This is a genomic window from Pseudocitrobacter sp. 2023LY-00077 (genome assembly GCF_055796175.1).
Genome location: NZ_JBSPEI010000003.1, coordinates 331,009 through 346,208, shown reverse-complemented (window position 1 = coordinate 346,208; position 15,200 = coordinate 331,009). Strand labels below are relative to the sequence as shown.

Below are 15,200 nucleotides of genomic sequence, written 5' to 3'. Positions count from 1 at the left end.
ACTTAGATAAGGAAACGTAACCCGTCGAATTGGTGCTGTTGTCGGAAGATGCCCGACTAAATGGACTCTGTTTTATGGATTTTAGTGCAACGCTTATTCCACTCTATAGTCAGCGAGGAACGCTGATCCTACCCACGTAAGGTGGATACCATCTTAAGCGAAGATCTGTTTTTTCAAATTGTTCCGGGCTGAGACCACCACTGGCACTGCTGGCGTCGCCAGCGATTGTAATTACACTCGACGTAATTAAAACACTTTTTCTCTCAAGTTAGCAGTTAATTAGCTATGCCTGTTTTAACAGGGATAGTCTCAACTAATTTTTACCTGATAACATAACTGGCTGTTTGGTCTCGATGTTTTTGTAAATGGCGAGTTAATTAAAAAATACTTTAAAAACAGCATATTACAATGTTATTTTCTTCGGTGATTTACCAAAAAAGAACGGTGTAGGTGAAGCACAGCCCGCTTTGGGCTGTGCTATTATGCCGGTTGTTTTAGGCTATTGATATAATCCGCATACCACTGCATCATCTCTCTTCTCCCTTCCAGATACTGAGCATGGTTATATGTTCCACGAATCGCGTTTTTATCGACATGCGCAAGCTGTGTTTCAATCCACGCCGAGTTAAAGCCTTGCTCATGCAGAATAGTGCTCATTGTGTGGCGAAAACCGTGCCCAGTTATCCTGCCTTTATACCCCAGCAACTCAATCACCTGATTAACGCTTTCCTTGCTGATAGGCTTGAGAGGATCGTTTCGACCGATAAAAACCAGCGGATAATGCTTCGATATCGGTTCAAGCTGTTTAAACAGCGCAATGACCTGCTCTGAGAGCGGTACAACATGGGGCCGTTTCATTTTCATCACTTCTGCTGGGATTTCCCATAACTTTGCCTCAAAATTGATATCCTCCCAACGGGCGAAACGCAGCTCCTGTGTGCGTACACCGGTTAACATAATGATTTGAGTCGCTGTCTTCGTGATAACACTGCCGGTATAGCCCGCTAGATCGTTAAGGAAGTTAGGAAGTTCAATGGCAGAAAGGAAGGGGAAATGTACTTTTTTCGGCGTAGCTAAAGCGCTAGCAAGGTCGGGGGCGGGGTTGTAGTCGGCCCGACCAGTGACAATTGCATAGCGGAACACCTCACCGCAACGTTGACGGACTTTGCGCATCTTCTCGAGCGCTCCGCGTTTCTCCATTTTACGCAAAGTTTCCAGTAGTTCCATTGGCTTAATTTCAGCAATAGGGCGCTTGCCGATGTAGGGGAAGATGTCTTTCTCGAAGGTCTCGATGATTTCAATGCGGTAACGTAGTGACCAACGGTCGGCTTTAGACTGGTGCCATTCACGTGCGACAGCCTCAAAAGTGCTTTTCAGACTCATTTGCTTGGCTATTTTCCCCTCTTTCTTCACTTCGCCCGGGTCGCCTCCTGCGGCAAGGATTTTCCTAGCTTCACTACGTTTTTCACGTGCGTCAGCCAGAGATATATCAGGGTAGACACCAATAGAAAGCATTTTTTCTTTACCAGCAAAACGATACTTCATACGCCAGTACTTTGAGCCATTGGTATTAGTCAGCAGATACATACCTCCACCGTCAGCTAGCTTATAAGGCTTTTCTTTTGGTTTTGCTGTTTTGACTTTAACATCAGTTAGTGCCATCACGCCCTCCGGTTTTTGATGAGTTCATCCTCCATGGGGACTTACACTAGTAACCTATCTGATACCCCCACCCCTTGTATAACAAAGGTGTTGTTTAAACCTATTGTTATATATCATATTTTTCACATTATGGGGGTTCCGAAGTTTCGGTAGGGAAATAACACCCCCTAATGCACCCCCAAAAAATGCTTGATGTAGGTTTAGTTCGATTGAGTTTGGGACACGATGAAGCCTGATATACAAGGGGTTAAGAAAGAGTTATTGACTTCGAGAGAGCTCAGAAGAGGTTAATTGGCGGAAGATCACAGGAGTCGAACCTGCCCGGGACCGCTGGCGGCCCCAACTGGATTTGAAGTCCAGCCACCTCACCGGAGATGACGATCTTCCGCGCCTCGATTGCTACATGGAGGCGGGGCGCATTATAGCTACTTTCAGGCATTTACCACATCTTTTAATGCACCTTTTTTGGATTCATTTGGTACATATCACGCGTGTGAATGTCCGCCTCAGAACAAAACCCCATAAAATCCGCAAGTTACACTTCGACACACTCTCTAGTCCTACCGCGATCACAGAAATTAAGAAACGTAATTTGATAACGAGATATCGGAATTCATCTTAGCGGTCGGATGGTTTACAAAAACCGTAACCGGTACCAGCGTGGCGTCGGCTCAAGAAGGGATTTCGACATGAAGAGCGAAGTTTTATCCGTCAAAGAGAAGATTGGCTATGGTATGGGCGACGCCGCCAGCCATATCATTTTTGATAACGTCATGTTGTACATGATGTTTTTTTACACCGATATTTTCGGTATTCCTGCCGGCTTTGTCGGCACCATGTTCCTGTTGGCGCGCGCGCTGGATGCCATTTCCGACCCCTGCATGGGCCTGCTGGCTGACCGTACCCGCAGTCGCTGGGGTAAGTTCCGCCCGTGGGTGCTGTTTGGCGCGCTGCCGTTTGGTGTGGTGTGTGTGCTGGCTTACAGCACGCCAGATCTCAGCCTTAACGGCAAAATGATCTACGCCGCAGTAACTTACACGCTGCTGACCCTGCTCTATACCGTGGTGAATATTCCTTACTGTGCGCTGGGCGGCGTAATCACTAACGACCCAACGCAGCGTATCTCGCTGCAATCCTGGCGCTTCGTGCTGGCGACGGCGGGCGGCATGCTCTCTACCGTGCTGATGATGCCGCTGGTGAATTTAATCGGCGGCGAGGATAAGGCGCTCGGTTTCCAGGGCGGGATTGCCGTGCTGTCGGTAGTTGCGTTCCTGATGCTGGCATTCTGCTTTTTCACCACGAAAGAACGTATCCAGGTACCGCCGAGTACCACCGGCATGCGTGAAGATCTGCGCGATATCTGGCAGAACGATCAGTGGCGCATTGTTGGCTTGCTCACCATTCTCAACATCCTTGCTGTCTGCGTGCGCGGCGGCGCGATGATGTATTACGTCACCTGGATTATGGGCTCTCCGGCGTTATTCACTGCTTTCCTGACCACCTATTGCGTCGGCAACCTGATTGGCTCCGCAATGGCCAAACCGCTCACCGACTGGAAATGCAAAGTGAGCGTCTTCTGGTGGACCAACGCCATTCTGGCGGTGCTGAGCCTGGCGATGTTCTTTGTACCGATGAATGCCAACGTACTGATGTTCGGCTTTATTTTCGTGATTGGTGTGCTGCACCAACTGGTGACGCCGATTCAGTGGGTGATGATGTCCGACACCGTCGATTACGGCGAGTGGTGTAACGGTAAACGTCTTACCGGCATCAGTTTCGCAGGCACGCTGTTCGTGCTGAAGCTGGGCCTGGCGCTGGGTGGCGCGATGATTGGCTGGATGCTGGCGGGCGGGGGCTACGATGCGGCCGCGAAAGCGCAGAACAGCACCACCATCAGCATCATTATCGCCCTGTTCACTATCGTTCCTGCGGTTTGCTATCTGCTGAGCGCCATCATTGCGAAGCGCTACTACACCCTGAAAACGCCGTTCTTGCTGAAAATTATGGGCGAGCTGGCGCAGGGCGCACGTCGCAATCAACAAGAATTTGAACACGTACCCGAATCAAAATCATTACAGAGTTAAGAGGACGAACTATGAAAATCAGTGATGGAAACTGGCTGATCCAACCGGGTCTCAATCTTATCCACCCCATCCAGGTGTTCGATGTCGAGCAGCACGGTAATGAGATGGTGGTTTATGCCGCACCGCGCGATGTGCGTGAACGTACCTGGCAACTGGATACCCCATTGTTTACGCTGCGCTTTTTCGCCCCGCAGGAAGGTGTGGTCGGCGTACGTATCGAACACTTCCAGGGCGCGTTAAATAACGGCCCGCACTATCCGCTGAATGTCCTGAAAGACGTAAAAGTTGAAATGCAGAACACCGCTGAATTTGCCGAGCTGAAAAGCGGCAACCTGAGCGTGCGGGTTACTAAAGGTGAATTCTGGTCGCTCGATTTCCTGCGCAACGGCGTACGTATTACCGGTTCTCAGGTGAAAAACAACGGCTACGTGCAGGACGGCAACACCGGTAAAAACTACCTGTTTGAGCGCCTGGACCTCGGCGTGGGTGAAACGGTTTATGGCCTGGGTGAGCGCTTTACTGCGCTGGTGCGTAACGGCCAGACGGTTGAAACCTGGAACCGTGACGGCGGCACCAGTACCGAGCAGTCCTACAAAAATATCCCGTTCTACATCACCAACCGCGGCTACGGCGTGCTGGTGAATCACCCGGAAAACGTCTCGTTCGAGATTGGCTCAGAAAAAGTCTCGAAAGTGCAGTTCAGCGTGGAAGGCGAGTATCTGGAATATTTCGTCATCGACGGTCCGACACCAAAAGAGGTGCTCAATCGCTACACGCAATTTACCGGTCGCCCGGCGCTGCCGCCAGCGTGGTCGTTCGGCCTGTGGCTCACCACGTCGTTCACCACTAACTACGATGAAGCGACCGTGAACAGCTTTATCGATGGCATGGCTGAGCGCAACCTGCCGTTGCACGTTTTCCACTTCGACTGCTTCTGGATGAAAGCTTTCCAGTGGTGTGATTTCGAGTGGGACCCGGTGACCTTCCCTGACCCGAAAGGCATGATTCAGCGCCTGAAAGAGAAAGGGCTGAAGGTGTGCGTGTGGATCAACCCGTACATTGGCCAGAAATCGCCGGTCTTCCAGGAACTGAAAGAGAAGGGCTATCTGCTTAAACGCCCGGATGGGTCGATCTGGCAGTGGGATAAATGGCAGCCAGGATTAGCGATTTATGACTTCACCAACCCGGATGCCTGCCAGTGGTACGCCGACAAGCTGAAAGGGCTGGTGGATATTGGCGTAGATTGCTTCAAAACCGACTTCGGCGAACGTATCCCAACGGATGTGCAATGGTTTGACGGTTCCGATCCGCAGAAAATGCACAACCACTACGCCTTTATCTACAACGAACTGGTGTGGAACGTGCTGAAAGAGACTGTTGGCGAGGAAGAGGCGGTGCTGTTTGCCCGCTCCGCGTCTGTGGGTGCGCAACAGTTCCCGGTTCACTGGGGTGGTGACTGCTACGCCAACTACGAATCAATGGCGGAAAGCCTGCGCGGTGGCCTGTCGATTGGCCTCTCCGGCTTCGGCTTCTGGAGTCACGATATCGGCGGCTTCGAAAATACTGCGCCTGCCGATGTCTACAAACGCTGGTGTGCATTCGGCCTCTTCTCCAGCCATAGCCGCCTGCACGGCAGCAAATCCTACCGTGTACCGTGGGCGTACGACGAAGAGTCCTGCGACGTGGTGCGCTTCTTCACCGAAATGAAGTGCCGCATGATGCCGTACCTCTATCGCCAGGCTGCGCTGGCGCATGAGCAGGGTACGCCAATGTTACGCGCGATGATGCTGGAGTTCCCGAACGACCCGGCATGCGACTACCTCGATCGCCAGTATATGCTGGGCGATTCCGTGATGGTGGCACCGGTGTTCTCGGAAGCGGGCGACGTGCAGTTCTATCTGCCGGAAGGCCGCTGGACGCACCTGTGGCACAACGACGAAGTACAGGGCAGCCGCTGGCATAAACAGCAGCACGACTTCCTGAGCCTGCCGGTGTATGTCCGCGACAACACCCTGCTGGCACTGGGCAACAACAACCAGAAACCGAATTACGCGTGGTATGAAGGCACCGAATTCCAGCTTTTCTGTCTGGATGATGGCCGCGAAGCTCTCTGCACCGTTCCGGCGACGGATGGTTCAGCTGCGTTTACGTTGAAAGCGGTACGCGCGGGCAACACCATCACCGTAACTGGCGAAGGTAACGCGCGCGACTGGACACTGTGCCTGCGTAATGTGCAGCAGATTAGCGGCATTAAGGGCGGCGCACATGCGGGAAGTGAGCTGGGCGTGGTGGTGAAAGCGCAAAGTAATACGCTGACGATCACACTTTAAAAACGCCGGATGGCGCTGTCGCTTATCCGGCCTACGATGAATTTGGTTATGTCATTGTAGGCCTGGTAAGCGTAGCGCCACCGGGCAATTACGGGGTGGTAATCTCCCCACCCCGCATCGTCTGCGTTACCTGCTCCTTCGCCATATTCACCGCGCTCAGCTGTCCGTTTACCGTTGGCTTGAGCGGTGCGTCTGCCTGCACTGCGCCGGTGGCGGTGAGCTGAAGGTTACCGTCGCCACTGATGGGCAGCGCTGGCCATCCCCAGGCCTGCAACGTATTCAGCGGCACGCCGCGTGCGTCGAGGCTGACGTTCACCTGCCGTTGCGGCAACTGAGAAACCGTGGCGGTGGCTTTGAGCATGCCTTTCTCTGTGTACGCCGTAAGTTCGCTGATATTGACCGTCGAGGCGTTTGCCGACAGCGCGAGGCTCGGTCGATTGACGTCTACGCGATTAAACGTCGCCGCCGCCGCATTGAGTTGCGCATTTCCGCCCCATACGCCCCACAGGCGATTCTTCACCAGTTGCAGGTTGGTGGCGCTGCCTTCCAGCGCCGTGATCTGCCACGGGAAAGCCGGGTCGATATCGATAACCAGATTGCGGCTGGCGGTAAATTTCTTCAGGGTCACGCTGTTGAGCCACTCCGGCAACGCGTCCATCCATAACTGTTTCCAGTTATTGGGTAACGTGTATTCAAGGCCCACAATCGACGCATCATCCAGCGTCAGCGCCTGCCCGTTGCGCAACCAGAAACCGGACGTTCGCACCGTGCTGCCCTCCCAGCGGGTGGTAAACTGGCGCAGGGCGATGCCCTGGTCTGAGAGCTCGCCGTTGAAAATGGGGTCCAGCAGATGTAGCGAGCCGTAGATAAACTCACTGGCGTTCAGGGTGATTTTACCGTCCGTACTTTGCCATCCGCCCTGGGTTAGGGAAAGGTTGCGCACGTTCATATCGAGATCGGTTACCGCCCAGTCTGGCCCCTGTAAACGGGCATCCACGACCTCAAGGCGGCCAATTTGCAGCGACGGAACGGTGCTGAGCGGGGCGAAGAAATCGATCAGCGTTTTGTCGCTTTGCAGACGAATATCGTTCAGGCGCAGATTATCCACCACCCAACTTCCGTCGGCGTTGCGGCGGGCATTTCCGGCCAGCGAGCCGCGCGCGACCTCCGCACCAAGGCTGGTCAGCGTTACTACACCGTTATCAATATCCCCTTCAATAACCGCGTTGCTGGTGGGTATGCCATTGAGCGTCAGGGAACCGGCATTCACCTGCAAATGCGTTTTCTTACCCAGCACGTTGCCTGCTTCCGGCGTCCATGGCGCAATGCTGCCGTTAACCCGTTGCGCACTTAATTCCCAGCCGGTTTCCGGGCTGTTGAAAGCCATATTGTTGAGCTGCAGGCGATCGGCGGCAAAGGGAAGCGGCGCGTTAGACGGCGAGAGATTTAACGTTCCGTCTTGCAGCAGGATAGTGTCAACGTGTAGCGGGTCGGTCACCTGGCGGGTGCTCAGGCCGATATCGACAGCTTTAGCGACCAGCGTCGCGGGTTTGCCATCACGCCCGAAGGTCACATTCCTGAACAAGATATGAGAGGGTGATGAGAAACGGTGATCCATCGCATCGAACGTCACCTGGTAATCGGTGTTCTCAGTAAGCCACTGACTGACTTCGCGCGCGCCCCAACGGGTTTGCAGCAGGAAGTAGAAGGCGAGAATGACCAGCAGCAGTACGACGAGGAGCCAGAGAATCAGCTTTCCAATAAATTTCATGATCTTCCATCCTGAGAAGGGCACATAAGGCAGTTATGCACGAATTATGCGCAATGCTCAAGGTGAGAAGGGTGAAATTCGGTGTCAGCGTGTGGGGATAATGCCGGATGACGTCGCCGCCATCCGGCAAAGCGGATTACGCTTTCTCTGGCGGGAAGACCAGATTCAGAACAATCGCGGTGATACCGCCAGCGGCGATACCCGAGGAGAGCAGATTTTTCAGCCAGTCCGGCGCAAACTGGAGGATCTGCGGCTGCTGGGAGACGCCCAGACCGATGGCCAGTGAAAGGGCAATAATCAGGATTGCGCGACGGTTCAGTGGCTCGCGGGAAACAATACGCACGCCGGACGCGGCGATGGTGCCGAACATCACCAGCGTTGCGCCACCCAGAACTGGCTCAGGGATGTGCTGCACAAAACCACTTACTGCCGGGAACAGGCCAAGGACAATCAGCATCAACGCCACCACGAAACCAACGTAACGGCTGGCGACGCCGGTTAACTGAATCACGCCGTTGTTCTGGCCGAAACAGGAGTTCGGGAAGGTGTTGAATACCGCCGAGACAAACGAGTTCAGGCCGTTGGCCAGCACGCCGCCTTTCAAACGTTTCATGTAAACCGGGCCGGAGACCGGTTGCTCAGAGACGTCAGATGTCGCCGTAATATCACCAATCGTTTCCAGTGAGGTGATCATAAACACCAGCATCAGCGGCAGCAGCAGGTTCCAGTCAATGCCCAGGCCATAGTACAGCGGGGTTGGGATCATCAGCAGGTCGGTGTTAGTCGGCGCGGTATTTTCCGGCAGCATACCCAGGAACCAGGCCATCAGATATCCCGCCGCCATGGCAATTACCAGCGACGCAATGCGCAGGTACGGATTACGCTGGCGGTTAAGCAGGATAATCAGCACCAGCACGATACCCGCCAGCAGCAGATTTTTCGGCGCGCCAAAGGTGTTGTTACTCATTGCCGCATAACCGCCGCCAATGGATGTCAGGCCAACCTGAATCAGCGACAGGCCGATAATCATCACCACCACGCCGGAAACCAGCGGCGTGATAATACGTCGCGCCAGGTGCAGCACGCGTGACAACACCATCTCGGTGCAGCTCGCCAGCATTAAGGTACCAAACAGCGCCGCCATCATGGTCGGCACATCGGCACCGCCGGTTTTCAGCGCGGTACCGCCCATAATCAGCGGCGCAACGAAGTTGAAGCTGGTGCCCTGAATCGACAACAGACCCGAACCCACCGGGCCCCAGGCTTTAATCTGGATGATGGACGCCACACCGGAAGCGAACAGCGACATACTGATGATGTGCTGAGTATCGGCCGCCGGCAGCCCCAGCGCCTGACAAATCAGCAGGGCGGGCGTGATCACCGCGACAAACATAGCCAGCAGGTGTTGCAGTGCGGCAAAAAGCGTTTGTGGCAGCGGCGGGCGGTCTTCTAAGCGGTAAATCAATTCGCTGTTTTGAGTGTGCGCAACCGGTTGCGCATTTTCTGACTCAAGGGTGTTGGCGGACATCAGGGGCGATCTCGTGGTGGAAAAGTGGCGATTTTATCGGACTGGTGGGTAAAAGCAAACGGTTGCTTTGTGATGGCGTTAAAAAATTACCGGACCTTAATTTTTATCAATTATTCATTGCATAAATGGTTTATCAGCGTGATTAACCTTTTTCTGTCATTTTTGCGCATTTATTGATTACAATCTGCTCCCTGATCTTACGATGAGATCTCAACGACACAGGAAATACGTCGCGTATGAATGAATCATGCGTCTGGTAAGGAGCTTTAAATATGTTTCATCTCGATACGTTATCTACGCTGGTCGCGGCGACAATGGTGCTGCTGTTAGGGCGCAAACTGGTTCACTCCGTTCCCTTCTTTAAAAAATATACTATTCCTGAACCGGTCGCCGGTGGGCTGCTGGTAGCGCTGGCGTTGCTGGTGCTGAAAAAAAGCATGGGCTGGGAAATCGACTTCGATATGAGTCTGAAAGACCCGCTGATGCTGGCCTTCTTCGCCACGATTGGCCTGAATGCCAATCTCGCCAGCCTGCGTGCGGGCGGTAAAGTATTAGGCACCTTTCTGATTGTGGTGGTGGGGCTGCTGCTGATGCAGAACGCCATCGGCATTGGCATGGCGAAAATGCTGGGGCTGGACCCGTTGATGGGCCTTCTGGCAGGCTCGATTACGCTCTCTGGCGGCCACGGCACCGGGGCGGCGTGGGGCAAACTGTTTACCGAACGCTACGGTTTTACCAGTGCAACGGAAGTCGCGATGGCCTGCGCAACGTTTGGCCTGGTGCTGGGCAGCCTGATTGGCGGGCCAGTGGCGCGTTATCTGGTTAAACACTCTTCCTCGCCGGACGGTACGCCGGAGGATCAGGAAGTGCCGACGGCATTTGAAAAGCCGGACGTTGGGCGCGTTATCACCTCGCTGGTGTTGATTGAAACCATCGCATTGATTGCGATTTGTTTGACGGTCGGGCGAGTCGTTGCGCAACTGCTTACCGGCACCATGTTTGAATTGCCAACCTTTGTATGCGTGCTGTTTATTGGCGTTATCCTGAGTAACGGCCTGGCGCTGGTGGGATTCTATCGCGTCTTTGAACGTGCGGTGTCGGTGCTTGGCAACGTCAGCTTGTCGTTATTCCTGGCGATGGCCTTGATGAGCCTGAAACTGTGGGAGCTGGCTTCACTGGCGCTGCCGATGCTGGCGATTCTGGGCGCGCAGACGCTGGCAATGGCGCTGTACGCCATTTTTGTCACCTACCGGATGATGGGTAAAAACTACGATGCGGCGGTGCTGGCGGCGGGTCATTGTGGCTTTGGGCTGGGTGCGACGCCAACGGCGATTGCCAATATGCAGGCGATTACCGAACGTTTCGGCCCGTCGCATACGGCGTTTCTGGTGGTACCGATGGTGGGGGCGTTCTTCCTCGATATCGTCAATGCGCTGGTGATTAAGCTCTATTTGATGTTGCCGATGTTTGGCTAATCAGTGCGGGGAATGTGGCGGATGTGGCGGGGGCGCTTCGCTTGCCCGCCCTACATCGATCGCAATTCTTTGTAGGGCGGGCAAGCGAAGCGCCCCCGCCATCGTTTTTTACTCTCCGTGATCTTCCCACGCCAGCGCGCGTTTCACCGCTTTTTTCCAGCCGCTGTAACGATAATTACGCTCGGTCGTTTCGATCCCCGGACGGAATTCACGCTCAATCACCGCTTTCTCCTGCAACTCATCCAGATTCTGCCAGAAGCCTACCGCCAGGCCTGCAAGATACGCAGCCCCTAACGCGGTGACTTCACGCACTTCCGGGCGCTCTACGCGGGTACCCAGAATGTCTGACTGGAACTGCATCAGGAAATTATTGGCAACCGCGCCGCCGTCTACGCGCAGGGCGTGCAGACGAATGCCGGAGTCAGCCTGCATCGCTTCCAGCACGTCGCGCGTTTGATAAGCAATGGATTCCAGCGTGGCGCGAATAATGTGGTTCGAGTTGACGCCGCGCGTCAGGCCGAAAATCGCGCCGCGCGCATACGGGTCCCAGTATGGCGCGCCGAGGCCGGTAAACGCCGGAACCACATACACCCCGTTGGTATCTTTCACTTTGGTGGCGAAATATTCGGAGTCGAATGCGTCGCTGATGAGTTTCATCTCATCGCGCAGCCACTGAATAGAGGCGCCAGCCATAAACACTGCGCCTTCCAGCGCATAGTTCACTTCGCCGCGCGGGCCGCAGGCAATGGTGGTCAGCAGGCCATGCTCGGATTTCACCGCTTTTTCGCCGGTGTTCATCAGCATAAAGCAGCCAGTGCCGTAGGTATTTTTCGCCATCCCTTCCTTCACGCACAGCTGGCCGAACAGTGCGGCCTGCTGATCGCCTGCGATCCCGGCGATCGGAATACGCGTACCGCCTTTCCCGCCGATGTTAGTCTGGCCATACACTTCCGAGGATTTGCGTACTTCTGGCAGCATGGCGCGCGGGATATCCAGCGCGTCCAGCATTTTGTCATCCCAGTCCAGCTCGTTGATGTTGAACAGCATGGTACGTGAGGCGTTGGTGTAGTCGGTGACGTGCACGCGTCCCTGGGTCATTTTCCAGATAAGCCAGGTATCGACGGTACCGAACAGCAGTTCGCCGCGCTTCGCGCGTTCACGGGAGCCTTCAACGTGGTCCAGGATCCATTTCACTTTGGTGCCGGAGAAGTACGGGTCTACCACCAGACCCGTCGCGCTGCGCACGTACTCTTCCATGCCGTCGCGTTTCAACTGCTCACAAATATCAGCGGTACGGCGGCACTGCCAGACAATCGCGTTATAAATCGGTTTCCCGGTTTCACGTTCCCATACCACGGTGGTTTCGCGCTGGTTGGTGATACCAATCGCGGCAATCTGATCGGAATTGATATCGGCTTTTGCCAGCACTTCGACCAGCGTGGAGCTCTGGGTCGCCCAGATTTCCATCGGGTCGTGCTCAACCCAGCCTGGCTTAGGATAAATTTGTTCAAACTCGCGCTGTGAAACACTGATGATATTGGCATCGTGATCCATCACCACGGCGCGGGAACTGGTGGTGCCCTGGTCGAGCGCAACGATATATTTTTTGTCAGTCATAATGCGTGTTCCATAGTCAGATTACAGCTAAGCATTGTGTTGAGCGCTACCGGAGGTGGTTTCTTTCTCTTCAACCACACAGGTATCACACGGCAAATGGCGGCCAATCAGTTTGCGATAGCTGAATGCACCCAGCGCCGCGCCCACCACGGGTGCGAACATCGGCACCACGAAATAAGGAATATCTTTGCCGCCGGTGAAGGCGACGTCGCCCCAGCCTGCCAGCCAGGCGAAGGTTTTTGGTCCAATATCACGCGCCGGGTTCATCGCAAAGCCGGTCAGCGGCCCCATCGATGCGCCGATAACCGCGATTAACAGGCCAATCAGCAGCGGCGCCAGAGGCCCGCGTGGAATGCCGTTCCCGTCATCGCCGAGCGCCATGATCACGCCCATCAGAATAGCGGTTATCACCATTTCTACCGCGAAGGCCTGCACAAAATTGATATGTGGGTTCGGGTAAGTGGAGAATATTCCAGCAAGATCAAGACTTTCTACACTGCCGCGCACCATATGATGGGTTAATTCGTAGTCGTAGAAAAGATTGTAGTAAAGCCCGTAAACCAACGCCGCTGCGCAAAACGCACCGGCAAACTGAGAAAGAATGAAAGGGACCACTTTACGGCGTTCGAAACAGGCGAACAGCCACAGCGCAACGGTGACCGCCGGGTTAAGATGTGCGCCGGAAACCCCTGCGGTCAGGTAGATGGCCATCGCCACGCCCAGACCCCAAATGATGCTGATTTCCCACTGGCCAAAGCTGGCCCCTGCGACTTTTAATGCCGCAACACATCCCACGCCGAAAAAGATCAACAGCCCGGTACCAAGAAACTCTGCAATGCACTGGCCTTTTAGGGTTGAAGTTTGGCTCATAATCGGTTCCTGAAGACAGTTTGCTAGTTATAGTGTCGTGGTGGTCGAAGACACCCACGCTGCCATGTAGGCATAGTGTTAATTTATCGTTAACGAACATAAACGAGAAATATCGAAATCAAAATGTGTGTACTGCGTCATAAAATGAGCGATTTCGCGCCACATTGTGTGTCTTTACGGAACTAAAAAAAGAGAGCTGAATCATTTCATGAACCTTCCGTGTTAACAAATAAGGGGTAAATGCGCCGAAAGCTCCAGGTCTAGACTGAAAATTGTTGCAAACCGCAATCTACGTGCCCTGGCGCTGGACAGGGGGAGCGGGGCTCCATACAATCGAAGGTCAGAAGTGCGCTTATTTTCGTTAAGGCGTCGCCGGGTTCCCGGGACGATATCAACGCCTTGCAAGATCAGGAGAGGTATGACGATGTCATTAGAAGTATTTGAGAAACTGGAAGCAAAAGTTCAGCAGGCGATTGATACCATCACCCTGTTGCAGATGGAAATCGAAGAACTGAAAGAAAAGAACAACGCGCTGGCGCAGGACGTTCAGTCTGCACAGCACAGCCGTGAAGAGCTGGAACGCGAAAACAACCAGCTGAAAGAACAGCAGAACGGCTGGCAGGATCGTCTGCAGGCGCTGCTGGGCCGTATGGAAGAAGTTTAATCTTCCATTAAGTTTGCTGCCTTCATCGGGCGTTATGCCAGGAAGGCAGCGACTTCTCTTCGCATTATTTCCCCGCTGTATATTTCAAAATCACATAATCAATCTTTTTTTATTCTTTAATGTTCGATTTGCTTTCTGGCACGCTAGCCTCATCAACGACACAACATAAGAGAGCGGGCGATGAACAAGTGGGGCGTGGGTTTAACTCTTTTGCTGGCTTCCACCAGCGTACTGGCTAAGGATATTCAATTACTTAACGTTTCTTACGATCCGACGCGCGAACTGTACGATCAGTACAATAAAGCCTTCAGCGCGCACTGGAAAAAAGAGACCGGTGATAACGTGGTGATTCGCCAGTCCCATGGCGGGTCCGGTAAACAGGCGACGTCGGTGATTAACGGTATTGAAGCCGACGTGGTAACGCTGGCGCTGGCCTATGACGTTGACGCGATTGCTGAGCGTGGCCGCATCGATAAAAACTGGATTAAACGTCTGCCGGATAACTCCGCGCCGTACACCTCCACCATCGTTTTCCTGGTGCGTAAAGGCAACCCTAAACAGATTCATGACTGGAACGACCTGGTGAAACCGGGTGTGTCTGTCATCACGCCGAACCCGAAAAGCTCCGGCGGCGCTCGCTGGAACTACCTTGCTGCATGGGGTTATGCGCTGCACCACAATAATGGTGACCAGGCCAAAGCTCAGGATTTCGTGAAATCGCTGTTTAAAAACGTTGAAGTGCTTGATTCTGGCGCACGCGGTGCAACCAATACCTTCGTTGAACGCGGCATTGGCGATGTGCTGATTGCGTGGGAGAACGAAGCGCTGTTGGCGACAAATGAGCTGGGTAAAGATAAATTTGAAATCGTCACGCCTAGCGAGTCGATTCTGGCAGAGCCAACCGTTTCTGTAGTCGACAAAGTGGTTGATAAAAAAGGCACTAAAGAAGTCGCTGAAGCCTATCTGAAGTACCTGTACTCGCCAGAAGGCCAGGAGATTGCGGCGAAAAACTTCTATCGCCCACGTGACCCGGAAGTGGCGAAGAAGTATGAAAGCGCGTTCCCGAAACTGAAACTGTTCACTATCGACGAAGAGTTTGGCGGTTGGGCGAAAGCGCAACAGACGCACTTCTCTAACGGCGGTACCTTCGATCAGATTAGCAAGCGTTAATCACGGTTAGCGCGAGATGGCCCGGTAAT

Annotated in this window: 10 protein-coding genes and 1 tRNA gene; 5 read left to right on the top strand and 6 right to left on the bottom strand. The window is 53.8% G+C overall.

Annotated features, from left to right (window positions below; all coding sequences use genetic code 11):
* Nucleotides 1-480: 480 nt before the first annotated feature.
* Nucleotides 481-1,662 (bottom strand): tyrosine-type recombinase/integrase, encoded by a 1,182-nt coding sequence (locus ACWWFX_RS06020; protein ID WP_253897211.1) that lies wholly within the window; start codon nucleotides 1,660-1,662, stop codon nucleotides 481-483.
* Between the two features lie 292 nt (nucleotides 1,663-1,954).
* Nucleotides 1,955-2,049: transfer RNA gene (locus tag ACWWFX_RS06015), tRNA-Sec, on the bottom strand.
* 302 nt (nucleotides 2,050-2,351) lie between these two features.
* On the opposite strand from ACWWFX_RS06015, the gene ACWWFX_RS06010 reads away from it, so the two are divergent.
* Together ACWWFX_RS06010 and yicI are read left to right on the top strand one after the other, a co-directional pair.
* Nucleotides 2,352-3,746 carry a glycoside-pentoside-hexuronide family transporter gene (locus tag ACWWFX_RS06010; protein ID WP_473223405.1) on the top strand — a complete coding sequence of 465 codons (1,395 nt, stop codon included), beginning with the start codon at nucleotides 2,352-2,354 and terminating at the stop codon, nucleotides 3,744-3,746.
* An 11-nt stretch (nucleotides 3,747-3,757) separates the two neighbouring features.
* Nucleotides 3,758-6,076 (top strand): alpha-xylosidase, encoded by a 2,319-nt coding sequence (gene yicI, locus ACWWFX_RS06005; protein WP_473223404.1) that lies wholly within the window; start codon nucleotides 3,758-3,760, stop codon nucleotides 6,074-6,076.
* A gap of 88 nt (nucleotides 6,077-6,164) precedes the next feature.
* On the opposite strand, the gene ACWWFX_RS06000 is transcribed toward yicI, so the two are convergent.
* Complete coding sequence (locus ACWWFX_RS06000; protein ID WP_473223403.1) at nucleotides 6,165-7,847, bottom strand: AsmA family protein; 1,683 nt, start codon at nucleotides 7,845-7,847, stop codon at nucleotides 6,165-6,167.
* A 136-nt stretch (nucleotides 7,848-7,983) separates the two neighbouring features.
* Nucleotides 7,984-9,375, bottom strand: a complete 1,392-nt coding sequence (locus ACWWFX_RS05995) for a nucleobase:cation symporter-2 family protein (RefSeq protein ID WP_276219156.1) — start codon at nucleotides 9,373-9,375, stop codon at nucleotides 7,984-7,986.
* A gap of 272 nt (nucleotides 9,376-9,647) precedes the next feature.
* Here ACWWFX_RS05995 and gltS point away from each other — a divergent pair, with 272 nt between their 5' ends.
* Nucleotides 9,648-10,850 (top strand): sodium/glutamate symporter, encoded by a 1,203-nt coding sequence (gene gltS / locus ACWWFX_RS05990; RefSeq protein WP_473223402.1) that lies wholly within the window; start codon nucleotides 9,648-9,650, stop codon nucleotides 10,848-10,850.
* Between the two features lie 108 nt (nucleotides 10,851-10,958).
* On the opposite strand, the gene glpK is transcribed toward gltS, so the two are convergent.
* Entirely contained in the window at nucleotides 10,959-12,467 is a 1,509-nt protein-coding gene (gene glpK, locus ACWWFX_RS05985; RefSeq protein WP_149463732.1) for a glycerol kinase GlpK, read from the bottom strand.
* Between the two features lie 27 nt (nucleotides 12,468-12,494).
* A complete protein-coding gene (locus ACWWFX_RS05980; RefSeq protein ID WP_473223401.1) occupies nucleotides 12,495-13,337 on the bottom strand; it encodes an MIP/aquaporin family protein in 843 nt (280 codons plus the stop codon).
* Nucleotides 13,338-13,755: 418 nt separating this feature from the next.
* Here ACWWFX_RS05980 and zapB point away from each other — a divergent pair, with 418 nt between their 5' ends.
* Together zapB and ACWWFX_RS05970 are read left to right on the top strand one after the other, a co-directional pair.
* Nucleotides 13,756-14,001 (top strand): septal ring assembly protein ZapB, encoded by a 246-nt coding sequence (zapB, locus tag ACWWFX_RS05975; RefSeq protein WP_108476554.1) that lies wholly within the window; start codon nucleotides 13,756-13,758, stop codon nucleotides 13,999-14,001.
* A 180-nt stretch (nucleotides 14,002-14,181) separates the two neighbouring features.
* Nucleotides 14,182-15,171, top strand: coding sequence for a sulfate ABC transporter substrate-binding protein (locus ACWWFX_RS05970; protein WP_253897218.1), 990 nt, complete (start codon nucleotides 14,182-14,184; stop codon nucleotides 15,169-15,171).
* Nucleotides 15,172-15,200 lie beyond the last annotated feature (29 nt).